The organism is Erwinia artemisiae (assembly GCF_051400835.1).
Lineage (GTDB): Bacteria > Pseudomonadota > Gammaproteobacteria > Enterobacterales > Enterobacteriaceae > Erwinia > Erwinia aeris.
Genome location: NZ_JBLFFM010000003.1, coordinates 530,103 through 555,858 on the forward strand (window position 1 = coordinate 530,103; position 25,756 = coordinate 555,858).

Annotated in this window: 22 protein-coding genes; 13 read left to right on the plus strand and 9 right to left on the minus strand. The window is 56.1% G+C overall.

What is annotated here, in order from left to right:
* Positions 1-4: 4 nt before the first annotated feature.
* The 10 genes from kdsD to npr all read left to right on the plus strand — a co-directional run bounded on the left by kdsD (position 5) and on the right by npr (position 7,061).
* Complete coding sequence (kdsD, locus tag ACMGEE_RS10280) at positions 5-991, plus strand: arabinose-5-phosphate isomerase KdsD (protein ID WP_253457877.1); 987 nt, start codon at positions 5-7, stop codon at positions 989-991.
* Between the two features lie 13 nt (positions 992-1,004).
* Positions 1,005-1,568, plus strand: a complete 564-nt coding sequence (gene kdsC / locus ACMGEE_RS10285) for a 3-deoxy-manno-octulosonate-8-phosphatase KdsC (protein ID WP_253457874.1) — start codon at positions 1,005-1,007, stop codon at positions 1,566-1,568.
* Positions 1,565-2,137, plus strand: coding sequence for an LPS export ABC transporter periplasmic protein LptC (gene lptC / locus ACMGEE_RS10290; RefSeq protein ID WP_436829994.1), 573 nt, complete (start codon positions 1,565-1,567; stop codon positions 2,135-2,137). Before kdsC ends, lptC begins: the two co-directional genes overlap by 4 nt.
* Positions 2,109-2,651 carry a lipopolysaccharide ABC transporter substrate-binding protein LptA gene (gene lptA / locus ACMGEE_RS10295; protein ID WP_125287088.1) on the plus strand — a complete coding sequence of 181 codons (543 nt, stop codon included), beginning with the start codon at positions 2,109-2,111 and terminating at the stop codon, positions 2,649-2,651. Before lptC ends, lptA begins: the two co-directional genes overlap by 29 nt.
* 3 nt (positions 2,652-2,654) lie before the next feature.
* A complete protein-coding gene (lptB, locus tag ACMGEE_RS10300; RefSeq protein ID WP_253457868.1) occupies positions 2,655-3,380 on the plus strand; it encodes an LPS export ABC transporter ATP-binding protein in 726 nt (241 codons plus the stop codon).
* Positions 3,381-3,428: 48 nt separating this feature from the next.
* Positions 3,429-4,862 carry an RNA polymerase factor sigma-54 gene (gene rpoN, locus ACMGEE_RS10305; RefSeq protein WP_253457865.1) on the plus strand — a complete coding sequence of 478 codons (1,434 nt, stop codon included), beginning with the start codon at positions 3,429-3,431 and terminating at the stop codon, positions 4,860-4,862.
* Between the two features lie 22 nt (positions 4,863-4,884).
* Entirely contained in the window at positions 4,885-5,172 is a 288-nt protein-coding gene (gene hpf, locus ACMGEE_RS10310; RefSeq protein WP_125287085.1) for a ribosome hibernation promoting factor, read from the plus strand.
* A 193-nt stretch (positions 5,173-5,365) separates the two neighbouring features.
* Entirely contained in the window at positions 5,366-5,848 is a 483-nt protein-coding gene (ptsN, locus tag ACMGEE_RS10315; RefSeq protein ID WP_199746329.1) for a PTS IIA-like nitrogen regulatory protein PtsN, read from the plus strand.
* A gap of 89 nt (positions 5,849-5,937) precedes the next feature.
* Positions 5,938-6,792, plus strand: a complete 855-nt coding sequence (gene rapZ, locus ACMGEE_RS10320; protein ID WP_125287083.1) for an RNase adapter RapZ — start codon at positions 5,938-5,940, stop codon at positions 6,790-6,792.
* Positions 6,789-7,061: a PTS phosphocarrier protein NPr gene (gene npr, locus ACMGEE_RS10325; RefSeq protein WP_125287082.1), complete on the plus strand. Its 273-nt coding sequence runs from the start codon at positions 6,789-6,791 to the stop codon at positions 7,059-7,061. Before rapZ ends, npr begins: the two co-directional genes overlap by 4 nt.
* 169 nt (positions 7,062-7,230) lie before the next feature.
* Here the strand turns inward: npr and mtgA are convergent, their stop codons facing one another.
* Together mtgA and arcB are read right to left on the minus strand one after the other, a co-directional pair.
* Positions 7,231-7,950 (minus strand): monofunctional biosynthetic peptidoglycan transglycosylase, encoded by a 720-nt coding sequence (mtgA, locus tag ACMGEE_RS10330; RefSeq protein WP_253457862.1) that lies wholly within the window; start codon positions 7,948-7,950, stop codon positions 7,231-7,233.
* Positions 7,951-8,825: 875 nt separating this feature from the next.
* Positions 8,826-11,159 (minus strand): aerobic respiration two-component sensor histidine kinase ArcB, encoded by a 2,334-nt coding sequence (arcB, locus tag ACMGEE_RS10335; RefSeq protein ID WP_253457859.1) that lies wholly within the window; start codon positions 11,157-11,159, stop codon positions 8,826-8,828.
* 1,063 nt (positions 11,160-12,222) lie between these two features.
* Between arcB and ACMGEE_RS10340 the strand changes: the two genes are divergently transcribed.
* Both ACMGEE_RS10340 and ACMGEE_RS10345 read left to right on the plus strand, forming a co-directional pair.
* A complete protein-coding gene (locus ACMGEE_RS10340) occupies positions 12,223-17,748 on the plus strand; it encodes a glutamate synthase-related protein (protein WP_436829995.1) in 5,526 nt (1,841 codons plus the stop codon).
* Positions 17,749-17,791: 43 nt separating this feature from the next.
* Complete coding sequence (locus ACMGEE_RS10345; protein ID WP_436829996.1) at positions 17,792-19,549, plus strand: sulfite reductase subunit alpha; 1,758 nt, start codon at positions 17,792-17,794, stop codon at positions 19,547-19,549.
* 25 nt (positions 19,550-19,574) lie between these two features.
* On the opposite strand, the gene ACMGEE_RS10350 is transcribed toward ACMGEE_RS10345, so the two are convergent.
* From ACMGEE_RS10350 to zapE, 7 genes are all read right to left on the minus strand, one after another.
* Complete coding sequence (locus ACMGEE_RS10350; RefSeq protein WP_436829997.1) at positions 19,575-20,219, minus strand: acyltransferase; 645 nt, start codon at positions 20,217-20,219, stop codon at positions 19,575-19,577.
* Positions 20,185-21,102: a glycosyltransferase gene (locus tag ACMGEE_RS10355; RefSeq protein ID WP_436829998.1), complete on the minus strand. Its 918-nt coding sequence runs from the start codon at positions 21,100-21,102 to the stop codon at positions 20,185-20,187. Before ACMGEE_RS10355 ends, ACMGEE_RS10350 begins: the two co-directional genes overlap by 35 nt.
* 342 nt (positions 21,103-21,444) lie before the next feature.
* Positions 21,445-21,939: a ClpXP protease specificity-enhancing factor gene (sspB, locus tag ACMGEE_RS10360; RefSeq protein ID WP_125287076.1), complete on the minus strand. Its 495-nt coding sequence runs from the start codon at positions 21,937-21,939 to the stop codon at positions 21,445-21,447.
* A 1-nt stretch (position 21,940) separates the two neighbouring features.
* Positions 21,941-22,582 carry a stringent starvation protein SspA gene (sspA, locus tag ACMGEE_RS10365; protein WP_125287075.1) on the minus strand — a complete coding sequence of 214 codons (642 nt, stop codon included), beginning with the start codon at positions 22,580-22,582 and terminating at the stop codon, positions 21,941-21,943.
* 297 nt (positions 22,583-22,879) lie between these two features.
* Entirely contained in the window at positions 22,880-23,272 is a 393-nt protein-coding gene (gene rpsI, locus ACMGEE_RS10370) for a 30S ribosomal protein S9 (RefSeq protein ID WP_125287074.1), read from the minus strand.
* 15 nt (positions 23,273-23,287) lie between these two features.
* Positions 23,288-23,716 (minus strand): 50S ribosomal protein L13, encoded by a 429-nt coding sequence (rplM, locus tag ACMGEE_RS10375; protein ID WP_125287073.1) that lies wholly within the window; start codon positions 23,714-23,716, stop codon positions 23,288-23,290.
* A gap of 245 nt (positions 23,717-23,961) precedes the next feature.
* Positions 23,962-25,089 (minus strand): cell division protein ZapE, encoded by a 1,128-nt coding sequence (zapE, locus tag ACMGEE_RS10380; protein ID WP_369896361.1) that lies wholly within the window; start codon positions 25,087-25,089, stop codon positions 23,962-23,964.
* A gap of 185 nt (positions 25,090-25,274) precedes the next feature.
* Between zapE and zapG the strand changes: the two genes are divergently transcribed.
* Complete coding sequence (zapG, locus tag ACMGEE_RS10385; protein WP_125287071.1) at positions 25,275-25,679, plus strand: Z-ring associated protein ZapG; 405 nt, start codon at positions 25,275-25,277, stop codon at positions 25,677-25,679.
* Positions 25,680-25,756 lie beyond the last annotated feature (77 nt).

Genomic DNA, 25,756 nt, shown 5'->3' on the forward strand with positions numbered 1-25,756 from the left:
ACCTATGTCACCTGTTACTCTACGGCCCGACTTTGATTTTCAGCAGGCGGGGAAAGATGTTCTGACGATTGAACGTCAGGGACTGGAACAGCTCGATCGGTACATTAACGAAGACTTTACCGAAGCCTGTAAGCAAATTTACAACTGCCACGGCAAAGTGGTGGTGATGGGCATGGGGAAATCGGGCCACATCGGCAAAAAGATGGCGGCCACCTTCGCCAGCACCGGCACCCCGGCGTTTTTCGTGCATCCGGCAGAGGCCAGCCACGGCGATCTTGGCATGGTCAGCTCGGGCGATATTGTTATCGCCATTTCCAACTCCGGCGAATCCTCCGAGATCCTGGCGCTGATCCCGGTGCTGAAGCGGCTGCGCGTCTCGCTTATCTGTATGACCGGCCGTCCCGACAGCGCGATGGGCCGCGCGGCAGATATCCATCTCTGTGTTAAAGTACCGCAGGAAGCCTGTCCGCTGGGGCTGGCGCCGACCACCAGCACCACGGCAACGCTGGTGATGGGCGACGCGCTGGCGGTAGCGCTGCTGAAGGCGCGCGGCTTTACGGCTGAGGATTTCGCCCTCTCCCATCCGGGTGGCGCACTGGGCCGCAAGCTGCTGCTGACCGTTGACGATATTATGCATAGCGGCGATGAAATTCCTCGCGTCGGCCGTGACGCCTCACTGCGTGACGCCCTGCTGGAAATCACCCGTAAGAATTTAGGTATGACGGTAATCTGTGACGATTTGATGAAGATCGAAGGGATTTTCACCGATGGCGATCTGCGACGCGTCTTTGATATGGGCATTGATATTCAACATGCCAGTATCGCCAGCGTTATGACCTCGGGCGGCGTACGGGTGCGGCCCCATACGCTGGCGGTCGATGCCCTGAATCTGATGCAGAGCCGTAATATTACCGTTTTAATGGTAGCCGACGGCGATCGGCTGCTTGGCGTAGTGCATATGCACGACATGCTGCGTGCCGGCGTGGTTTAACAAGGAATAAAAAATGGCTGGCGCAAGCTGGATAAGTACCTGTTATGGCGACGTGAGCGAGACCGTGATGGCGCGCGCGCGTGAAATTAAGCTGTTGATTTGTGACGTAGATGGCGTGATGTCCGACGGTGTGATTTACCAGGGCAATAACGGCGAGGAGCTAAAAGCCTTCAACGTGCGGGACGGCTACGGCATTCGCTGCCTGCTGACCTCGGACGTGGAAGTCGCTATTATCACCGGTCGCAAGGCAAAGCTGCTGGAAGATCGCTGCGCCACGCTGGGCATTACGCATCTTTACCAGGGCCAGTCGGATAAGCTTTTGGCCTTCCGCGAACTTCTGGATAAACTGTCGCTGATGCCGGAGCAGGTCGCCTACATTGGCGATGACCTGATTGACTGGCCGGTAATGGCGGAAGTCGGCCTGAGCGTGACCGTAGCCGATGCGCATCCCGTGCTGCTTCCTCGTGCCGACTACGTTACCCGCCTCGCGGGCGGACGCGGCGCCGTACGTGAAATTTGCGATCTGATCCTAATCGCGCAGGATAAGTTTGATAAGGCCAAAGGGCAGTCTGTATGAGTAAAACAAGGCGTTGGATTACGCTCCTGCTGGCGCTGGTAGCGATCGTGCTGATTGGCTGGAACCTGGCCGATACGGATAAGCCTGCGCCCGCGGCCAGCAACGCGCTGGAGCCGACCTATACGAGCCAGTCGTCCAATACGGTGGTGTATAACCCGGAAGGCGGACTGAGCTACAAGCTGGTATCCGAGAAAGTAACCTACTTTTCCGCCGACGCGGTAAGCTGGTTCGATAATCCGGTCATGACCACCTATGACGAAAACAAAGTGCCCACCTGGTCGGTACGGGCAGACAAGGCCAAACTAACCAATGACCGTATGCTCTATCTTTACGGCCACGTCGAGGTCAACAGTCTGGCCCAGGACGCCCAGCTACAACGAATTAAAACCGATAACGCCGTAGTGAACCTTGTCACGCAGGACGTTACCTCAGAAGATCGGGTAACCTTATACGGCACCAGCTTCAGCTCTAGCGGCATGAAGATGCGTGGCAATTTACGGAAGAAAACCGCCGAGTTGATTGAAAAGGTCAAAACCTCCTATGAAATTCAGAATGCGAACCAACCTTAAGTTTTTGACGCTCGGCCTGCTGCTGACTGCCAGCCTGCCCGCTCTTGCCCTGACGGGCGATTCGGATAAGCCGGTCAACGTGGACTCCGAAAATCAGGCGCTGGATATGCAGGGCAACGTGGCGACCTTTACCGGCAACGTCATCGTGACCCAGGGCTCGATCAAAATCACCGCGGATAAGGTTGTGGTCACGCGTCCGAACGGCGACAGCAACAAAACCATCGTGGATGCCTGGGGCAATCCGGCGACGTTTTATCAGATGCAGGACAACGGCAAGCCCGTTAAAGGCCATGCGCAGAAAATGCACTACGAGCTGGCGAAGGATTTCGTCGAGCTGACGGGCAGCGCTTATCTGGAGCAGCTGGACAGCAACGTCAAAGGCGATCGCATCACCTATCTGGTGAAAGAGCAGAAAATGCAGGCCTACGGCAATACCGGCAAGCGCGTCACTACCGTGCTGGTGCCTTCGCAGCTGCAGGATAAAAACGCCTCCTCCCCCAAGAAGAGTAACTAAGCCATGGCGACTTTAATTGCGCAAAATCTGGCGAAGGCCTACAAAGGCCGACGCGTGGTGGAAGATGTCAGCCTGGAGGTAAAATCCGGTGAGATCGTCGGCCTGCTGGGCCCGAACGGCGCCGGTAAGACCACCACGTTTTATATGGTGGTGGGCATTGTGCCGCGCGACGCGGGCCGCATCGTTATCGACGATGAAGATATCAGTATTCTGCCGCTGCACGCGCGCGCGCGTCGGGGCATCGGCTATCTGCCGCAGGAAGCCTCTATTTTCCGCCGCCTGAGCGTGTACGACAACCTGATGGCGGTGCTGCAAATCCGTGAAGATTTAACGGCGGAACAGCGAACCGATCGCGCCAACGAGCTGATGGAAGAGTTCCATATCGCGCACCTGCGCGACAGCATGGGTCAGGCGCTTTCCGGCGGTGAACGCCGTCGCGTAGAGATCGCCCGCGCGCTGGCGGCGAACCCTAAATTCATCCTGCTGGATGAGCCTTTCGCAGGCGTCGATCCGATTTCGGTTATCGATATCAAAAAGATTATCGAACACCTGCGCGACAGCGGCCTGGGCGTGCTGATCACCGATCACAACGTCCGTGAAACGCTGGCCGTCTGCGAACGAGCCTATATCGTCAGTCAGGGACACCTGATCGCTCACGGCTCGCCTGAGCAAATCCTCCAGGATGAACAAGTTAAGCGCGTCTATTTGGGCGAAGAGTTCAGACTCTGATAAGGTGTTCAGACCGGTCAAGATTTTTAAGGAATAAGTATCCTGAATATGAAGCAAGGTTTGCAGCTCAGGCTTAGCCAACAGCTTGCCATGACGCCACAACTGCAGCAGGCGATACGTCTGCTGCAACTCTCTACGCTTGAACTCCAGCAGGAAATTCAGCTGGCGCTGGAAAGCAACCCGCTGCTTGAACAAACCGATCTTCACGAAGAAGTCGACAGCCGCGAATATCAGGAAAAAGAGGCGCTGGATACCCGCGAGGCGCTGGAACAAAAAGATATGCCGGAAGAGCTGCCGCTCGACGCCACCTGGGACGAAATCTACACCGCCGGCACGCCGTCGGGCACCGGCACCGACTACCACGACGACGAGCTGCCTGTTTATCAGGGCGAAACCACCCAGTCGTTGCAGGACTACCTGATGTGGCAGGTAGAGCTGACGCCTTTTACCGATACCGATCGCGCCATCGCCACCGCCATTGTCGACGCCGTGGATCCGACCGGCTATCTGACCGTTTCTCTTCAGGAGATCCAGGAGAGTATCGGCAACGAAGAGCTTTCTGCGGAAGAAGTCGAAGCGGTACTGAAGCGCGTTCAGCGGTTCGATCCGATCGGCGTCTGCGCACGCGATCTGCGCGACTGCCTGCTGGTGCAGCTGTCGCAGTTCGTGGATGACACGCCCTGGCTGAAAGAGGCCAGGCTTATTGTCAGCGACCATCTGGATCTGCTGGCTAACCACGACTTCCGCAGCCTGATGCGCGTCACGCGGCTGAAAGAGGACGTGCTGAAAAACGCCATGCAGCTAATCCAGTCGCTTGACCCGCGTCCCGGCCAGTCGATTAATACCAGCGAACCGGAATATGTCATCCCGGACGTGCTGGTGCGTAAAATCGGCGCCCGCTGGGTGGTGGAACTGAATGCCGACAGCGTGCCGCGCCTGAAGATTAACCAGCACTATGCTTCGCTGGGCGGCAGCTCTCGCAGCGACAGCGACAGCCAGTTTATTCGCAGCAATTTGCAGGAAGCCCGCTGGCTGATAAAAAGTCTGGAGAGCCGCAACGATACGCTACTGAAGGTCACGCGCTGCATCGTCGACCAGCAGCAGGCTTTCTTCGAGCAGGGTGAAGAATTTATGCGTCCTATGGTGCTGGCGGATATCGCCTCCGCCGTAGAGATGCACGAATCGACGATTTCACGCGTTACCACGCAAAAATACCTGCACAGCCCACGCGGTATTTTTGAACTGAAATATTTCTTCTCCAGTCACGTGAACACCGAAAGCGGCGGCGAAGCCTCTTCCACGGCCATTCGCGCGCTGGTGAAGAAATTGATCTCGGCGGAGAATCCCGCCAAGCCTCTTAGCGACAGCAAGCTGACCACCCTGCTCTCCGACCAGGGGATCATCGTGGCCCGCCGCACCGTCGCGAAGTACCGAGAGTCTTTATCCATCCCGCCCTCAAATCAGCGCAAGCAGCTGGTCTGAACGAACAGATAAGGAAGAGCTTATGCAACTCAATATTACCGGGCAGAATGTTGAAATTACCGAGCCTTTACGTGAATTCGTGGTGGCTAAATTCGCCAAGCTGGAGCAATACACTGACCGTATCGGGCAGGTTTATATTGTGTTGAAGGTGGAAAAGGTGACGCAGGTCGCCGATGCGACGCTGCACGTCAGCGGTGGTGAGTTGCACGCCACCTCGGAAGAAAAAGATATGTATGCGGCGATTGACGGCCTGATTGACAAGCTGACACGCCAGCTGAATAAACATAAAGACAAGCTGAAGCAGCATTAATTACCCTTGCAGCATTGATTATTTTTTCGCCACCCTTATCTGATAAGAATGTGGTGTAAACTAACCGGCTCGTCTTCTGATTGCAGAAGGCGGGCCGTTAATCAACGGGCATAATGCATTCGACTGATGGCCTGCCGAACGATCGGGCAGCGCCGTTTTGCCAGGCGGAAGTGAATACCTAAGTGAACCTATGATGAACAATGACCTGACACTGGAACTGAGCTCGGTCCTGAGCCTTTCCTGTACCCGCAACGGCGTGCACTGCCAGAGCAAAAAGCGGGCGCTGGAGATTATCAGCGAGCTGGCGGCCAAACAGCTTAATCTGCCGCATCAGACGATCTTTGAAGCGATCCTGACGCGTGAACGTATGGGCAGTACCGGCATAGGTAACGGCATCGCGATCCCACACGGCAAGCTGGTGGAAGATACGCTGCGCGCGGTAGGCGTGTTTATCCGTCTCGATCAGCCGGTAGCCTTCGACGCTATCGATAATCAACCGGTCGATCTGCTTTTCGCCCTGCTGGTGCCTGCCGATCAGTGTAAAACGCATCTGCACACGCTCTCGCTGGTCGCAAAACGTCTGGCCGATAAAACGGTCTGCCGCCGACTGCGCGCTGCGCAAAGCGATGAAGAGCTGTTTGCTATCATGGCAGAGGAACCACAAGCCGCCTCTTAAGCCTTTAGTGGGCCGGTCTGTCGGCCCGAGCGTATGCACAGGGAAGTTCCCCGTCCCTTTGGAAAGGCTTCAAATCAGGAGAATAAGTCATGGTGCTGATGATCGTCAGCGGGCGTTCTGGTTCCGGTAAGTCCGTCGCGTTGAGGGCGCTGGAGGATATGGGCTTCTACTGCGTGGATAATCTGCCCGTGGTGCTGCTGCCGGAGCTGGCCAGGTCACTGGCGGATCGTAACATCTCGGCGGCCGTCAGTATTGACGTGCGCAATATGCCAGAGTCGCCGGAAATCTTTGAGAAAGCGCTGACCGGCCTGCCCGACAGCTTTTCGCCGCAGCTGCTGTTCCTGGATGCCGATCGCAATACGCTGATCCGGCGCTACAGCGATACCCGACGCCTGCATCCGCTTTCCAGTAAAAATCTTTCGCTGGAAAGCGCCATCGATGAAGAGAGCGATCTGCTGGAGCCGCTGCGCTCGCGTGCGGATCTGATCGTCGATACCTCCGAGATGTCGGTGCACGAGCTGGCCGAAATGCTGCGCACGCGCCTGTTAGGCAAGCGGGAACGTGAACTGACGATGGTGTTTGAATCCTTCGGCTTCAAGCACGGTATTCCGATCGATGCCGATTACGTGTTCGACGTCCGCTTTCTGCCGAACCCGCACTGGGATCCGAAATTGCGGCCGATGACGGGGCTGGATCGTCCGGTGGCCGCTTTCCTGGATCGTCATACCGAAGTGCACAATTTTATCTATCAGACGCGCAGCTATCTTGAACTCTGGCTACCGATGCTGGAAACCAACAACCGCAGCTATCTTACCGTGGCGATTGGCTGTACCGGCGGCAAGCATCGCTCGGTTTATATTGCCGAACAGCTTGCTGACTATTTCCGCTCGCGCGGCAAGAACGTGCAGTCCCGTCATCGTACTCTGGAAAAGCGCAAATCATGACCGTTAAACAAGTGGTTGAGATCAAAAACAAGCTGGGTATGCACGCCAGACCGGCGATGAAGCTGTTTGAACTGGTGCAAAGCTTTGATGCCGAGGTGCTGCTGCGCAACGAGAGCGGCACGGAAGCGGAAGCCAGCAGCGTTATTGCACTGCTGATGCTGGATTCGGCGAAAGGCGGACAGATTGAGATTGAAGCCAGCGGGCCGGAAGAAGAAAAAGCGCTGGCGGCGGTGATCGAACTCTTTAACGCCGGCTTCGACGAGGATTAATCAGCCGCTCAGACGCGCTCAGCGCCCCTGAGCGCGGTTCTTGACCCTCAAGCGTACCTTTTCCTCTCGGCGTGGCTTATTACGCCCCTGAGCGCTGTCCTTGCTCGTGATGCTCTGCACACACTTATGCGCCTCTGAGCACGGTTCTTTCTTTCAGGCCACCTTTCTGTCAGCGTAGCTTATGCGCGTTCAGAAAGCCTTCTCCGCCCAGCTGGCGCATCTGGCGTAAGATCCACTGCTGCCGCTGGCGCACATAGGCTGACGGCGCGTCGGCGCGAAAACGGATCGGGTTCGGCAACACGGCCGCCAGCAATGCCGCTTCCGCCATTGTCAGGCGACTGGCGGGCTTATGAAAATAGCGTTGCGATGCCGCTTCCACGCCAAATACGCCCTCGCCGAACTCCGCTACGTTCAGATAGACCGTCAAAATGCGCCGTTTTGTCCACACGGTTTCGATCGCAACCGTCAGGCCCGCTTCCAGTCCCTTACGTATCCAGCTGCGCCCGTCCCATAAAAAAACGTTCTTTGCGGTCTGCTGCGATAGCGTAGAAGCGCCGCGCATGCGGGTCTCTTCACCATCCAGCACCGACTGGATCGCCTGTACGTCAAATCCCCAGTGGTCGGGAAATTTTTGATCCTCTGAGGCGATAACCGCCAGCGGCATCCAGGGAGAGATATTTTTCATCTCTACCCAGTCTGAATGCGCGACATAACGGAAATCGCCGCTCAGCCAGGCGCCAATCTGCCTTTCTGCCATCACGGCAGAGAAAGGTACGGGCAAAAAAGAAAAAAGTAGGATCCCGGCGATCGCGATCCCGGCCAGGCCGATCGTCACTCGTAACGCCCAGGTTTTTAGCCGCTGTCCGCTGGTGTTTTTGCGCTGCTTCATTAACATTTATCCATAATGATCTTATGAATTCCTGTAATAGGAACCCGTTCGTACAATGTAAAAAAGCGATGCGGGGCGCAACGCATTTGACTTAATGTAAACGTTTGCATGCGCTTACAACTTGAAGCACTTTGTAAATGTATTAAGTGCTTCAATCACTTCCGCGCATTCGGAATCGGTTCCATGCCGTAAACGAACCTGTAGCGATGAAGAAACAATCAACGCGGTCCGTCCGCGCAATGCCAGCCAATTCATTCATGAACCTTATAAATTGCGTGAGTTAGCTTTTGCTAATTTTATCTTAAAGGCCCCTCAGAATGGCTGTGGGCCCAGGTTATGCTTTTCGGTTGGTGAGCGAAAATTGCGCCTTAAGTTAAAAGGATTACGATAAAAACATGTTTATTAATCGTTAATTCCTTCCAATATCACTTTCCATTTTGTTGTACCGTGCGGTTTCACAAGAGAGACACCAATCTCACAAAAAGAACATGTTTTACATGGAGTTAAATATTTGCCAGGCGAGGTGAAATTCTTTTAGCATCACTGCTAGCGATCAATGGAACCGGTTACCTGAATACGTCAATCAAAACCGGACAAAAACTGGCACAATTGTACAATTTTTGCGCAAGATCGCGAATAAATTCATTCCGTGCTTGACTGTATCATCAAATTAATGTTTTCTGTCTGGAAACGCTGCTCCACATCACACATTTTAATGAATCTTGTAACATGTGATGGGAGTTTTGCTAAGGTAGTTCCTGAGCGTTTTACCCAATACCGCGCCTGCGCTTCGATACTCTTACTTTAAGAACAGCGTAGGCCTCAAGTTTCCCTGGTGTTGGCGCAGTATTCGCGCACCCCGGCCTCGGTCGGGGTCATTTTTTTTGGGCCTTTGATACCCATTCCCGCAGTACCGCAACGTCGTTACGCCACTCGTGTTTCAGCTCGTCAATCCACTCCTGCACATTGTCCCACCACGCCGGTAGCTCAGGGCTTTGGATCTGTTTCGCCAGCTGCTGTAAATGGACCAGACCAACCGATCCCGCCGCGCCCTTGATCTTGTGCCCTTCTTCCGCAATGCCTTTTTGATCGCGCGCGGTCATGTTCAAATCCAATACTTCCAGATAACCTGGCATCATCTTTTCAAACATTTCCAGACTCTGCACAATCAGCTGCGGCCCAACCAGCTCGATATACTGCTCCAGCATGGTGATATCCAGCAGCACGGGCGCGTCAGAGTGAGAAGCTTCCGCCGGCTCGTCCTCCTGCTCCTGGTAGTCCCAGTACTTCTGGATAATGGCGGTCAGCGCCGGTACCGCCAGCGGTTTACTCAGCACGTCGTCCATGCCCGCGTCCAGATACTCTTTTTTATCTTTAAGCACGTTAGCGGTGAGCGCCACCAGCGGCGGCAGCTGTTGATGGCCGTAGCGCCGATGGATTTCCCTCGCCACGTCAAGGCCGGTCATATCCGGCAGCTGAATATCCAGCAGCACCAGGTCAAACTCTTCGGGATCGAACATCGTCAGCGCTTCTGCGCCCGTCATGGCCACTTCAACGCTGTTGCCCAGCTTCTCCAGTACCGAACGCGCTACGACCACGTTCAGCTCGATATCCTCAACCAGCAGGACGTGCAGCGCCGGTAGCGGCATATCGTCCGCAGGCTGCTCGGCCTCATGCTGCGTCACGACGCGCGGCGCATTAACCGTCAGCGTAAAGCAGGAGCCCTTACCGGGCGCGCTGCGCACGCTGATATCTCCGCCCATGCTCTGCGCCAGACGACGCGAAACCGCCAGCCCAATGCCGGTGCCGGTCGCCGGTTTGCCGCCATGCTGATCTTTCACCTGATAATACATGGCGAAGATTTTGTCCTGCTCATCCTGCGGGATCCCCATGCCGGAATCTTCCACCTCAAAGCGCAGACAATCCTCGCCCTGATAGGCCACCCGCACGATAATGCTGCCCTGCTGGGTAAATTTCACTGCGTTACCGATCAGGTTCCACAGGATCTGACGCAGCCGCGTGCCGTCGGTGATAATTTTATGCGGCAGCGGCGGATGGGCGTCGAGCACGAACTTCAGTCCTTTCGGCTGGGCCAGCAGGCCGGAGAGATTCTCCAGATCCGCCAGGAAGCCGGTAAAATCAACCGGCTGGTTATCCAGCTGCACCTTGCGGCGCTCGATCTTATCCATTTCGATAACGTCATTGAAAATATTGCCCAGCGTGATGGCCGAGACGTGGATGGTTTTCAGGTATTTCAACTGCTCCGGATTCAGCTCGGTATCCAGCAGGATACGGCTCAGACCGACGATGCCGTTAAGCGGCGTACGAAGCTCGTGGCTGATCGTAGAGATAAAGGTGGTCTTTTCCCTGCTCGCGTTCTCTAAAGCGTCCTGATAGCGTTTACGCTCGGTTATATCGCGTCCAAAGCCCATCAGCCCGCTGCGTTTACCTACGCGGTCGTAATAAGGCACTTTACGGATCTCAAAGCAGGCCTTGCGCCCATCGGGATACTGCAGCCACTGCTCGTAGGTCAGCGAAACATTGTGGCGAAAGACCTTCTCGTCCGTTTCCAGCACTTTGGTGGCGGCATCACGATCGTAGACATCGTGCGGCGTCAGGCCGATAAGCTGCTTCTCGCTTTTGCCCGTCAGCAGCTCCATGGCCCGGTTGCAGCCGGAAAACTGCTGATCGATATTGCGGTAGAACACCAGATCGGGCGAGGCGTCCAGAAACGAACGCAGGAAAGAAGACTGCTGCTCCAGCTCAATCTGCGCCTGCTCGCGCCTGGTCATCTCTTCCGTCAGTTTGTCCATCACCTGCAGGCGCGCTTTTTCCGCCTTGATACGATCGGCGATCTCCTGATTAAGCTGGGTAATGTTCTCCTTCATCTGCTGGTTTAGCTCCAGATCGCGATGGCGCATCTCTTCAAGCTTATCCACCAGGCGCGCCAGGCGCTGCCGCGACTCCTCCAGCTGCTCAACCACCACCGACAGGAAATAGACGGCCCATGGCGTTATCAACAACCCGAAAAAGACCGAGCGAACCATATCGATGCTTTCTACATGTCCGCGCAGCACCATCGTGACCGCCATCTGCACGATCATTGCCAGCACCACCAGCGCAGAAGCCAGCAGCAAAGAAAAACGCACCAGCCCCAGCTTCACCATTAAATCGACGTAGTACTGGGCTAACAGACGAATTTGTTTCATAAAAGGTCCCTTCGAGAGCAATACCGTCAATCATACCGCAAAAGCTTAAAAGACAAAGGTCACGGCCCCCTGCGCAGGCTGCACCACTGCGGTGCAGCCTGAAAGCAATGCCACAATTGACGTTCCGCGCGCCTGTCAAAAGACAGGTCAGTATCGTCTCCGGCCATCCGCTAAGCCTGCCGCCATTTAGCGCTGGGAAAGCATGACCGTCTGGCGAACACCGCCGCTGTTTTGCGCTATTAAGCGTGACCGCGACCCGCGCGGCCGTTGACTTTGGTTACCAACAGACTTTGTAACAGCGGTACAGGGTATACGCGGTTGAGCACCATCGGTACGCGAAAAGTGATGTTTAACCTGTGCATAGCCCGTTTTGCCTTAAGTGCATTATCCGTTTTTGCAATTCATAGCGATAAGCGCCTGCCGCCGCGCTTTCGCCTGAATCGCAATGAATAAAAATTCACATTAAACGTGGATGCAATCAAAACCAGCCTGATTAATTTTACTAATGATGCACGGGGGTTTAATTCAAATAAGCCTCCCCGTTAAAAACAGCCGCTTTCAATGATTAAGGCTACTTTATTAGCATTTTCTGCTGGCAATACCCCCAGCACCAGCATGGTGCAGAGATTTGCGCCCTGCACTACAGTGAGACAGTTCACACTTCCTGGGGGGTAAATGACGAAACTATACACAGAAAAAATCGGTATAAAATATATAAAAACAATAACTTACCTAAAAGATACCTCCACAAAGCCCCCCTAAGCGCGCTATTTGACCTGAGTACGCTTTCCCGATAAGTTGGAATTTCGCTGGAAGCGTTCCTGACGGGCCAGTGTCTCGGCATATCTATGCAGCAAGAAGACTCCCCAGGCTTTCTCCTCTCAGAGACCCGGAAAATAACGAGCAGCTCCCTTCAGCATGGCCTGAAGAGAACATGCCCGGCGCACAGTCGCCCACTTAAAAGCAGTCAGGAAAAAAACGATACAGAGCCAGGGGAGTCTTCTCCATTGCATTCTGTGCCTGAAATAACGTAGGTAATGTCAAAGAAGTCAGGAGGTCTGCCATGTCCAATCCAAAAGCGTTTCCCTATGGTCTGTATGACCCATCGAAAGAAAACGACAGCTGCGGCGTCGGTTTCATTACCCGTAAGGACGGCGAGCAGACCCATGAAATTCTTCAGATGGCGCACAGCGCGCTCTGCACCGTGCCGCATCGCGGCGGCATGTCTGCCGAGGGCGTAGGCGACGGCGCAGGTGTTAACGTTGATATTTCACTGCACTTTTTCCGCAAAATTACCGGCATGCCGCTCAATTCCGGTCGCTTTGGCGTCGGTAACTTTTTCGTGCCGAAAGACGATGCGCTGCGCGCCAACGCCGAAGGGCTGGTAGAGGAGACGCTGGCCGCACACGGGCTGGAGGTGATCCTTAAGCGCGAGCTGCCGCTGGATACCAGCGTATTGCGTCCGGCCGCCCTTCAGTTCCAGCTGCCTATCGTTCAGTGGATTTTTAACGCGCCTGCCGATGTGGCAGACCAGACCGCCTTTGAAAAACGTATTTATCGCGCCCTGCTGGCTATCGAAGCGCGCGCCTTTACCGAAAGCGAATTCGGCGGGCTTTACCCGCTTTCTCTTTCGTCACGTACCCAGGTGTTCAAAGCGCGCCTGAACTCCAATGAAGTGATCCCCTATTTCAAAGATCTGACCGATCCTGATCACCAGGTGCGCGGCCTGTTTTTCCATACCCGTTTCTCGACCAATACCGATCCGCATACCACGATGGCTCAGCCGTTCCGCCTGATGGCGCACAACGGCGAGCTGAACACCGATCGTAAAAACCGCATCGCCGAAGCCGCGCTGGCGCTGGCTCGCGGCAAGAAGATCGTCCGGCCGAAGGGGCAGTCCGACAGCTCGCGTCTGGATCAAAGCATCCACAGCCGTCTGATGGAAGATAACCTCGATTTAATCAACGCCGTGGTTTCAATGATGCCGCCCGCGTGGGAAAACGACGATACGCTGTCGCCGGAAGTGCGCGCCATGCTGGAGTATTTCTCGCTGTACGAAGAGAAAAACGACGGCCCGGCCGCGCTGATTTTCGGCAACGGCGACGTCATCGGTGCGCGTCTGGATCGTCTTGGCCTGCGACCGCTGCGCTCGGTGGAAACCGCCGAGTATATCGGCGCGATGTCCGAAGCCGGCCAGATCGCCTTCCCGCCGGAGAGCGTGCTGCGTCGCGGCCGTATCGAAGCGGGCGGGATGCTCTATTACGATCACAGCGAAAAGCGCAGCTACACCACGCTGGAGGCGCTGGAAAAACTGGCGGCGGAAAAAGATTATCCGACGCTGCTGGCGCAGGCGCGCGTAACGCTGAGCGATCTGCCGGTGGTGCCGGCGGAAATTCAGGGTTCGCCTTTACGCTACGGCGGCGACCTGAAAACCTATCAGCGCTTTGTGGCCTACTACTACAACCAGGAAAGCTTCAAGTTCATGATGGATCCGATGCTGGCGACCGGCGCGGAGAAAATTTCCGCCATGGGCTACGGCAACGCCATCAACGGGCTTTCCGATCATGAAGGCGGCATGGCGCACTACTTCTCGCAGCGTTTTGCGCAGGTAACCAACCCGCCGCTGGACTCCATCCGCGAAGTGGACGGCATGACGCTGCGCGTCGCGCTGGGCGCCAAGCCGCATCTGGGCCGCAGCAAAGGCCGGCAGATTATCGTGCCGACGCCGATCCTGACGCATCTGGATATGTTGCAGCTGCGCGAGCAGGACGTGGCGCCATACGCCCGTTTCGATATGCTTTATCGTCCGGTCGTGGGCAGCGATGCGCAAAGCCGTGCCGATAACGCCGCCGCGCTGGAGCAGGCCATTGACGATCTGGCGCAGCAGGTGGTGGATTTTGCCCGCGAACAGGGCGGGATCGCGGTGCTGACCGACCGTCATATCTCGAGCGAGCGCGCCGCCATACCGATGCTGCTGGTGGTTTCCGCCATTAACCAGCGTCTGGTGCAGGAAGGCCTGCGTCTGGACGTGTCGCTGGTGGTCGAGAGCGGACAGAGCATCTCTTCGCACCATATCGCCGCCGCGCTGGGCTTTGGCGCGTCCGCTATCTATCCACTTGGCGTGCAAATGCGCGCCGAGGAGAAATATGGCGAAGGCGAAGAAGGCAACAAAGCCTTTAAGCGCTATGCCAAAGCGGCTGAAAAAGCGCTGATGAAAACCATGGGCAAGGTTGGCCTCTGTACGGTTGAAAGCTACAGCTGCGGCGAATTCTTCGAGCCTAACTTCCTGGATACGGAAGATCGGGTGCTGAAGAAATATTTCCCGAATATCAAAACGCCGGTCGGCGGCGCGGGCTTCGCCACTATCGCGCAAATGGCCGTGGACTGGCACCAGAGCGCGCTGAGAATTCAGGGCGAATCAGAGGTGCCGCTGCTGGGCCTGTTTAAAGAGCGTGCCGAAGGCGCGGGTCACTCTTACGGCACTATCGCGGTGCGGACGTTTATCGATATGACGGAGCAGCCGCTGCGCTTTGTCGACAAGCCGCGTGAAGAAGATGAGTTTATTCGTCTGCTGACGCTGGCCCGTCTGGATAACGCTTTTAATATCAAGCCGGACTCCTTCGCCGACAGCAGCTTTAAGCGTATCCCGAATGCGACCATCGACAGCTTTACCATCACGCAGGACTACCGTGAGTTCTCCAGCCAGATGCAGGAAGAGCGTAAACGTCGTCCGGCGGCGCTGCGCGATATCCTGACCTTCCCGGCGGATCTGACCCACGTGGACAGCGAAGCGGAGTTTTCGCGCAAGCTGGGCCGTTACTCGCTGATCAACAACGGGTTTGCCGTGCGCGGCCTGCTGTGCGAAGCCACTGACGGCAGCGAAGGCCGCTTTACGCTGCGGCTTTCCGACACCATCAAGGGGCTGAAAACCGAGGTGGAACGTCTTTCCGCCCTGCTGGGCGCGCTGAAAGGCCGTTTCGCCGACGAGATCGCCAGCGGTGAAGTCACGGCGAACGGTCTGCATATTATTGCCAGCGGCAAAGCGGCGGACTATCTGTCGCGTATGTTTACCACGTCGCCTTCGCTGCCGTTAAGCGAAGTGCAGCCGGCCAGCGAAATCACCCGCACCTTTGCTTCCGGCGCAATGAGCCACGGCGCGCTGGTGGCCCCGGCCCATGAGGCGGTGGCGCACGGCACCAATATGGTCGGCGGCATGAGCAACTGCGGCGAAGGCGGCGAGCACTATTCGCGTCACGGCACTATCCGCGCTTCGCGCATCAAGCAGCTGGCCTCCGGTCGTTTCGGCGTTTGGGCAGCCTATCTGGCGGATCCGATGCTGGAAGAGCTGGAAATCAAAATCGGCCAGGGCGCCAAGCCCGGCGAAGGCGGTCAGCTGCCTGCGGCCAAAGTCACCGTGGAGATCGCGGCAGCGCGCGGCGGCACGCCTGGCGTGGAGCTGGTTTCGCCGCCGCCACACCATGACACCTATTCCATCGAGGATTTGGCGCAGCTGATCCACGACTGTAAAGCGGCGCGCGTGCGCGTTATCGTCAAGCTGGTGTCGTCTGAAGGCATCGGCACCATCGCCGTCGGCGTGGCGAAAGCGGGCGCGGACGTGATTAACGTGGCGGGCAACACCGGCGGCACCGGCGCGGCTTCGGTCACCAGCCTGAAATATACCGGCCGCGTGGCGGAAATCGGCATCGCGGAAGTGCATCAGGCGCTGTGCGCCAACGGCCTGCGTGACAAAGTGCTGCTCCGCAGCTCCGGCGCGCAGCAAACCGGCAGCGACGTGGTGAAATCCGCGCTGTTGGGCAGCGACAGCTTCGAATTCGGCACCACGGCGCTGATGATGCTGAAGTGCGTAATGGCGAAAAACTGCAACGTGAAATGCCCGGCCGGTCTGACCACCAACGCCGAAGCCTTTGACGGCGATCCTCGCCAGCTGGCGCAGTATTTTATGAACGTGGCGCATGAAGTGCGTGAGATCCTGGCGCGTCTTGGCCTGCGTTCGCTGCGCGAAGCGCGCGGCCGTTCCGATCTGCTGCACCTGATGGATCACCCGCTTGAAGTCGGCAAGCTGGATCTGCGCGCCATGCTTACCGTGGTGCCGGAAATCAAAATCATGCAGCCGGTCTATCTGGAAAAAGATTACGAGCTGGACGATGGCTGGATCGCGCAGGTAGAGCGCGCGCTGGCAACGGCAAGCGTTATCGAACTGGGCAACGGCATCACGCTGAACAACCGCAACAAAAGCGTCGGCGGCCAGCTGGCTATCGATATCGAACGCCTGCTGAACCATAAGCTGAGCAAAGCGGAACTGGCGGCGATGCCTGCCGCGCTGGCCGACGATCGGGGCCGCCACTATCTGGCGCCGGAAACGGTGAAGATCGCCACGTCCGGCTCGGCCGGGCAGTCCTACGGCGTCTTCTGCAACGACGGCATGCAGCTGCGCCATCGCGGCACCTGTAACGACGGCGTGGGCAAAGGCCAGTGCGGCGGCGAAATCGTGGTGATGTCGCCAGGCGGCGGCTCGCAGGATGCGGAAGGCAACGTATTAATCGGTAACTTCGCGCTGTTCGGCGCCACCGGCGGCCGACTGTTCGTCCAGGGCCAGGCGGGCGACCGCTTCGCCGTGCGTAACTCCGGCGCCACGGCGGTAGTCGAAGGCGTGGGCGATTTCTGCTGCGAATATATGACCAACGGCGCGGTGCTGAACCTGGGCACCTTCGGCACCGGCTTCGGCAACGGCATGAGCGGCGGCTTCGCTTATCAGTACGACCCGTACCGCAAGCTGGCGAGCCATGCGGCAGGCGACTCCGTGCTGTTCGGCTCCATCACGGATAACGACGAGATGGCCAGAACCCACAAAGATGCGGTGCTGACCATGCTGCGCTGGCATCTTGCGGCGACCGGTTCGCCGCGTGCGGCCTGGCTGCTGGCGCACTGGGAAACCGAGTGCCAGCACTTTGTCTACGTGATGCCGCGTTCGCTGCTGCTTTATCAGGACAGCAAGGAAATCCTCAAGGCGAAAGCGCGTAAGGATCTGCTGGAAGAGCTGTCTACCGCGATGGCCGCCCACCAGGTGGCGAAGTTTAAAGCCGCCTGGCGGAACAAATCCGCTATCGCCAACGGCGCGGTACCCGCTTACGGCGCGACCGATACGCCGGAGATGTTTGTCCTGCTGAACAACTACACCGTGCTCAGCTTTGCGCAACAGCTCGCACTTTCACGCCTGCCGAAAGGCACCTCGGTGAATAACGTCGCCGTGGAAAAAGCGGTACGCAACCTGCTGATGACGGAAGATTTCGCGCTGGTCAGCAAGCTACAGCGTCATGCGCGCTCGGCAATTGAAAACTACAGCGATGACGAGCTGGCCTGTCTGATTGCCGCCAAACGCATGGCGGATTACAAAGCGGCGCTGACGCAGCGCAATATCCGCTCGATGGATAGCCTGGCAACCTATGGCTGGATTATCTATCAGGATGCGCGCAACCGCGAAGTGCTGGGAGGACTGCCGGACTTTGAGGAGCTGTTCGCCCGCGCCGCGCTGCCGGAGATTGCTGCTGCCGTCGGGAAACTCTCCTGACGACCGGCTCCTGTTTATATGACGGATCGAGTAAAGAAAACAGATGAAAATTCCTTACATTCCTGAAGACGCGCCGTTTAACGGCGAGCAGAAATACTGGCTGGCGGGTTTCCTTGCCGGATTACATTCACGTCTGCTGGTGCTGGAAGAGCGCCCGCAGGCCGACAGCGGCACCGGCGCGGCGGCCACCACGCAGCTGCATATTCTGTTCGGCTCGCAAACCGGCAATGCGGAAGCGCTGGCGCAGAGCGCGGCGAAAGCCGCCCGCGACAGCGGGCTGGTGCCGGTGGTACAGGCGCTGGGCGAAGTGGACATTGAGATTTTCGCCTCGATGCGGCACGTGCTGGTGATCACCTCAACCTATGGCGAAGGCGAAATGCCGGATAACGCCCAGCTGTTCTGGCAGGCTATCTCCGCCAGCACCGCGCCGCGTCTTGAGCAGATGAACTTCGCCGTGCTGGCTATTGGCGATACCGGTTATGACGGCTTCTGCCAGGCGGGTAAATTTATCGATATGCGTCTGGAGCAGCTGGGCGCGAAGCGTCTTTACGATCGCATTGACTGCGATATTGACTATGAAGAGCCTTCGCACCAGTGGCTGACCGCCTCTATGCCGCAGTTTGCCGCCAGCGCGGGCAGCAGCGGCAAAGCGCTGGAAAACCGTCCCGAAGCGCCGGTTATTCCGGGCAGCAACAAGCAGAATCCTTATGCGGCCGCGCTGGTTACCAACCGACGCCTGTCGGGGCCGGATTCTGATAAAGATATCCGCCACTATGAGTTCGATCTCACCGATAGCGGCCTGAAATATGAAGCGGGCGATGCGCTGGGCGTTATCCCGGTTAACGACCCGACGCTGGTTAGCCTGCTGCTGGCACAGCTGAAGGCAGACTACGATACGCCGGTATCCGGCTATGACCGCAGCCTGGGCGATCTGCTGACCTATCAGTTTGAAATTTCCGAACCTTCACGCAAGCTGATTGAGTGGGTAGGCCAGAACACCACCAACCAGGAGCTGCGTCACGTGCTGCAGCATGACGATAAAGATGCCATGGGCGTCTGGCTGTGGGGCAAAGATTCGCTGGATCTGCTGCAGCTGGAGCTGGCGCGTTCCATCGGCATTCCTGAGTTTGTGGCGCTGCTGCGTCCGTTGCAGCATCGCGCCTATTCCATCTCGTCCAGCTCGAAGGCGCATCCAAACCAGGTGCATCTCACTATCGCTTCGGTGCGCTATCACAGCGCGGGTCGCGCGCGCAGCGGCGTCTGTTCCACCTATCTGGCGGAACGCGTGGGTCGCGGCGAAAAACCATCGATCTTTATTTCGCCTAACAAAGCTTTTCGCGTTCCCGCAGACGGCAATACGCCGCTGATTATGGTTGGCCCCGGCACAGGCATCGCGCCCTTCCGCGCCTTTTTGCAGGAGCGTGAGGCAACCGGTGCTAAAGGAAAGAACTGGCTGTTCTTCGGCGACCAGCGCCTTGAGCATGACTTTATCTATCGCGACGAGCTGCTGAACTGGCAGGAAAAAGGCGTGTTGAACCGTCTGGATCTGGCCTTCTCGCGCGATCAGGCGAAAAAAATCTACGTGCAGAACCGTATGATGGAACAGGGCGCGGAGCTGTATACGTGGCTACAGGAAGGCGCCTGTTTTTACGTCTGCGGCGATGCGTCACGAATGGCCAAAGATGTGGATAAAGCGCTGTACGAGGTTATTGCCCAGTTCGGCGGCCTGTCGGCAGAGCGCGCGGCGGACTATATCGATCAGCTGAAGAAAGAGAAACGCTACCTGCGCGACGTTTATTGATCTTCACGGCTGGCTGGGCAGCCGCTCAGCCAGCCGTTTCTTTCTGCTCTTCCGTAAGATATCTCACCACGACAGCGGGATTACCTGCTGCAACCGCGTAGTCCGGGACGCTGGTTCTTACCACGCTGCCCGCGCCAATCACCGCATGTCGCCCCACCGTGACGCCAGGCAGAATAATGGCATTCATGCCGATCCAGCTGTGTTCCTTGATCAGTACCGGCCTGACGGGCGTTCTCGCCGCCTCGTCGTCCGTCCCGCGAGCAAGCAGCGGATGACCGCTGCTGTCCATCAGCGTGACGCCTGGCCCAAAGGTTACATGATCCTCAACCGTCACGTTCTGCCAGGCGATAATGGCGGTTCCCTGCAGCACGCAGCCGGCACCGATAATAATTTTCCCCGCCTCAAAGCCGTTACGCTTCACCACCGTCAGCTTAACCCGCCCGCAGTGAAAGGCTACCCGGTCCAGCGATTCCAGATAAGCGCCCTCGCCCAGCGAAATGCAGCGGGAAAAATCCGCCAGATCGATATAGTCTTTGTGGTACGTTTTATCTTTTATCCAGGTAAGCGTAATATCAGGTTCGCCAGAGAAACTCACTCCTTTAGCTACCGAAGAACAGTGTTTAAAAGCGGTCGATTCAGGCGTGATAGAGATATTTTCGTATAAAGGCATCGTTTTCTTCCCGGTTTTGATCGGCATAGTGGCGGATAACTTTATTTAGCGAAAACTTGCTTTCGCCCAGATCGCAGCCGTAAAAAGCGGTCTGCCAGAGCTGATATTTCTGGTGAATTTTCTTGCCGGCAATTTCCGATTCGTTTTTATGGTCCGCAATCTGTTTTTGATGCGGGCAGTGTACCGAACATATTTCCCGGTCAACGATAAATCGGTTATTTTGTAAAAACAGCCGCACGCCTAAATCCACATCTTCACCGCCCCAACCGTTAAAATCCTCATCAAACAGCCCGGCTTTTATCAGCGCCTGGCGCTCCGCCGAGACGTGGCACGTCCAGAAAATATCAAAGGGCGCGGGCCAGGAAGAAATATTATAGCCCAGCTCGTTATACTGCTGTTGCCGAATATCTTCTGCCTTCATCTCTTTAAAAAAGTTTACGGAAGCGCCGACATCCTCTGCACGAATAAAAGCATCCAGATCGGCCAGCATGGCGTCCGGCATTTCAAAACCGTAGACGTAGCCGATGCAGACGCCCGGCGTGCGGCTTTTCCGATGAATGCCGAGGTGCTTTTCCAGCGCGTCCTGCCGCAGCAGCACGCCGGAATCAATCAGCACGATATAGTCCCCTTCCGCCGCCGTAATACCGATATTCCGCGCCTTTCCCGCGCGAAAACCGTTGTCGTACTGCCAGTAATAGCGAATATTCAGGCAGTCCTGATAGTCCTGACAAAGCTGACAGGAATTATCGCTACCGCCGTCATCCACGACGATAACTTCAAAAAAGCGTTTATCCAGCGTTTGCCGCGTCAGCGCCTGTAGCGTTTTATTCAGCAAAGCTTCTCGGTTATAGGTGGGTATAACTACGCTTACGGCTATTTCCATTCGCTGTATTCCTTAGCGCGCCACAAATCACCTGACAGTGAGTCAGTCAGAAAACATAAACAATAATTAACCTTTCCGTCTATTTCAATAATGTTAATTAAAGGAAATAATTTTTATTGCTGTTTTTTGATAATGATCAATTGAAGAATAAAAGCGATAACACATAAGGAACACAGAAAAGAGTAATTAAGGAAACTACTGTAACTTATTTCCTGAATAATCGTTTCTTAACAAGATAAAAAAGAGGATATTTTCAGAAAAAGCTGCAGCGAAATTTATTTTATTGTTGGTTACCAGGCATAAAAAAACCGGCCCTGTTCGGGGCCGGTTTCGCTGTTACGTCTACTTCACCACGCGCAGCGCCGGGCGTCCGCCACGCGGCGGCGGCTCGTCATTGCCGTCATCATCCTGGCCACTGTCGTCAGGGCGATCGCCGTCAATAACCGACATCACTGTTTCCGGTGATCCATCCTGCTCCGTAGCCGGGTTATATTCGCCCGCCTCTTCGTAGGCCGGCTCAGGCTCGAACATCGTGCCCGCGCCGTTTTCGCGCGCGTAGATAGCCATCACGGCCGCCAGCGGCACCGAAACCTGACGCGGGACGCCACCGAAACGCGCGTTAAACGTCACCTCGTCGTTACCCAGCTCCAGATTGCCTACGGCACGAGGCGCAATATTCAGCACGATTTGACCGTCGCGTGCATACTCCAGCGGCACCAGCACGCCGGGGAGGTTGATATCCACCACCAGATGAGGCGTCAGCTGGTTGTCCAGCAGCCACTCGTAAAAGGCTCGCAGCAGATAGGGACGACGTGCGGTAAGTTGCGACATTTCCATATCAGCCCCGCGTATGCAGGCGCATTTCCCGTTCTGCTTCCGTCAGAGAAGCCAGGAAGGAGTCACGTTCAAATACGCGCGTCATATAGCCTTTCAGCTCTTTCGAGCCGGCGCCGATCAGCTCGATGCCCATCTGCGGCAGACGCCACAGCAGCGGCGCCAGGTAGCAGTCTACCAGGCTGAATTCTTCGCTCATAAAGAAAGGCGTACGAGAGAACAGCGGCGCAATCGCCAACAGTTCTTCGCGCAGCTGCTTGCGCGCGGCTTCCGCTTCCTGCGCCGTGCCGTTTTCCACTTTACGCATCAGGCTGTACCAGTCCTGCTCGACGCGATGCATCATCAGGCGGCTTTCGCCACGTGCGACCGGGTAGACAGGCATCAGCGGCGGATGCGGGAAACGCTCATCAAGGTATTCCATGATGATGCGGGATTCATACAGCGTCAGTTCACGATCGACTAACGTAGGAACGGTACGGTACGGATTGAGGTCAATCAGATCCTGGGGCAGGCTATCCATTTCTACCTGCTCGATCTCTACGCTGACACCCTTCTCCGCCAGCACAATACGCACCTGATGGCTAAAAATGTCAGTCGGACCAGAAAACAGCGTCATTACCGAACGTTTGTTGGCAGCGACAGCCATGTAAACCTCCAAGTTTATCCAGAAAATTACTGCGCAAGCCCGCCACACGGCGACCAGACGGCTAAATTGCCTCGGCTAACCCGGACGACGCTTCGTCTGTGCAGCCGCCCGGCTAATAGGCACAAAGTGTCACTCAGTTTACCAGATTTTAGCCAGCTTGTGGGGCAGGAATACGGATTTGACGGGAAAATGACGGAGCCCGTCGCGTTTTTACGAGCCAGGCCGAAAATCGGGCAAGAAAAAACCCGGTGCAGGCACCGGGTTTTTCGATAATCGATTCTGCAAGCGCAGAATAAATTAACGCTTGGAGAACTGTGGACGACGACGTGCTTTACGCAGACCGACTTTCTTACGTTCAACCTGACGGGCATCACGGGTAACGAAGCCTGCTTTACGCAGTTCGCCACGCAGTGACTCGTCATATTCCATCAGCGCGCGGGTGATACCGTGACGGATCGCACCAGCCTGACCAGAAATACCACCACCTTTAACGGTGACGTACAGATCGAATTTACCGACCAGGTCCAGCAGTTCCAGCGGCTGGCGAACTACCATGCGGGCAGTTTCGCGACCGAAGTACTGTTCCAGAGAACGCTGGTTGATAACGATGTTACCACTGCCCGGCTTGATAAATACGCGAGCGGTAGAGCTTTTGCGGCGACCAGTGCCGTAGTTTTGATTCTCAGCCATTGCCTGTAATCCCGATTAAATGTCAAGAACTTGCGGTTGCTGTGCCGCATGGTTGTGCTCGTTGCCCGCGTAAACTTTCAGTTTACGGTACATAGCACGACCCAGCGGGCCCTTTGGCAGCATGCCTTTAACCGCGATTTCAATCACACGCTCAGGACGGCGAGCAATCATCTCTTCGAAGGTCGCTTGCTTGATACCACCGATGTGGCCAGTGTGATGATAGTAAATCTTATCGGTACGCTTGTTGCCGGTTACAGCAACTTTGTCAGCGTTCAGAACGATAATGTAATCACCGGTATCTACGTGCGGAGTATATTCCGCTTTATGCTTACCGCGCAGACGACGAGCCAGCTCAGTCGCTAAACGACCTAAAGTTTTGCCCGTTGCGTCAACAACATACCAGTCACGTTGGACGGATTCTGGTTTAGCTGTAAAAGTTTTCATCTAAAAGCTTACCCAAATTAAGTTACACGTTGGTGAAATCCCAAACGCTTGAATAAACGGTTGAGGCTCACACGACCATCTCGACCAGCAAGCCCACCCCTTCGGATAGAGTTACTGGAACACAAAGAGTTTTGGGAAAAAAACCTTTGCTGTAACGTGGGGTCGCAAGATTATAGAGAAGTCGCCCGCAAAGCGCGACCCCTTTTTACAATTAAATGCGTCCCGACGCCGGGAAATTTAACGACTCATGGCAGGTGCGGCAGTCGGAGATACTCTTCGCTTTGCATCTCCTGCAGCCGCGAAACGCAGCGCTGATATTCAAACTTCAGCCGCGCGCCCTGATAGATTTCGTACAGCGTAGCCTCCGCCGAGACGACCAGCTTAACATGCCGTTCGTAAAACTCATCCACCAACGCTAAAAAACGTCGCGCCTGGTCTTCGGTTTTGTAGATCATCACCGGCACGTTAAACAGCAGCACGCTGTGAAAACGGCGCGACAGCTCAATATAGTCGTGCTGGCTGCGCCCTTCGCCGCACAGCGTCAGGAAATCCATCGCCACCACGCCTTCTGCCACGCCCAGCGTCGGCATCTTACGATGGTTGATCTCCAGCACGGGCTTATCGCTGCGATCGCTGCCGGCCAGCGCAACAAACATGCGGTCCATCTCTTTCGTGGTCGCCTCATTCAGCGGCATCATCCACAGATGGGCAGACGTCAGCGTGCGCAGGCGATAGTCGATGCCCGCATCCACATTCATCACGTCACAGTGTTGCTTTATCATCTCTATGGCTGGCAGAAAGCGTGCCCGCTGCAGGCCGTTGCGATACAGATCGTCCGGCGGAATGTTAGAGGTGGCGACCAGCGTGATCCCTCTGGCGAACAGCGCCTCCATCAGCGTGCCCAGCAGCATGGCATCAGTGATATCGGAAACGAAGAACTCATCGAAACAGAGCAGATCCGTTTCGCTTTTAAAGCGGTCAGCCACGATCTGTAAAGGATCGCTGTGGCCCTGAAGGCCCGTCAGCTCTTCATGCACGCGCAACATAAAGCGATGGAAGTGCAGCCGCTGCTTGCGCTCGCCAGGAATTGCCTGAAAAAACATGTCCATCAGCCAGGTTTTGCCCCGGCCGACGCCGCCCCACATATAGAGGCCGCGAACAGGCGTCTGCGGCTCGTTTTTGCCTTTTCCCATTAGCTTATTCAGCCGGCCAAACAGCCCTTTGGTTGGGGCGGCGGCGGCAGGTTCGCGCCGGCTCAGCGCCTGATAAATCCCATCCAGGCGGGTAACGGCTTCACGTTGAATATCATCAGGTTGATACTCGCCGTTTTCCAGCGCCCGTTGGTAAAGCGCAAGAGGAGACTTCGTTTGCATAGATTCCCATTCCCTGAATTATTCGGTGCGTCAGGTGATTGATTGTCGAAAAAAAGGCCGTTCTACACTAAGCGATGCAGCCGCAGGATTCCACTTCCATGAGATTAGCGGTTATAGTGGCTGTTAACGGACTGGCATAAGGCCAGAGGTTTTTACGGAACGATGAAGACAACACGGGAGTTATTATGACCTGGGAATACGCGCTTATTGGCCTGGTAGCGGGAGTAATTATCGGTGCGCTGGCGATGCGTTTTGGTAACAAGAAACTGCGCGAGCAGCGCAGCCAGCAGTACGAACTGGAAAAAACCAAAGCCGAACTGGCTGATTATCGCGAAGAGCTGACCAGCCACTTCGCGCAGAGCGCCGAGCTGCTGGATAATATGGCGCGCGACTACCGCCAGCTTTATCAGCATATGGCGAAAGGTTCCAACGACCTGCTGCCGAACCTGCCGGGCGAAAAAAATCCGTTTGCTTATCAGCTGACCGAATCGGAAGCGGATAACGATCAGGTGCCGGTGCAGATGCCGCGTGATTACCCTGACAGCGCTACCGGCCTGCTGCGCGGCGAGCGTACGGCGCACGAGAAATAGAACGGACGCGTCCTGTGGTAAAGGGGGCGTTAATCGCCCCTTTTTACTCTTCTGACCCTTGTGTCCTGGCTTCGTCC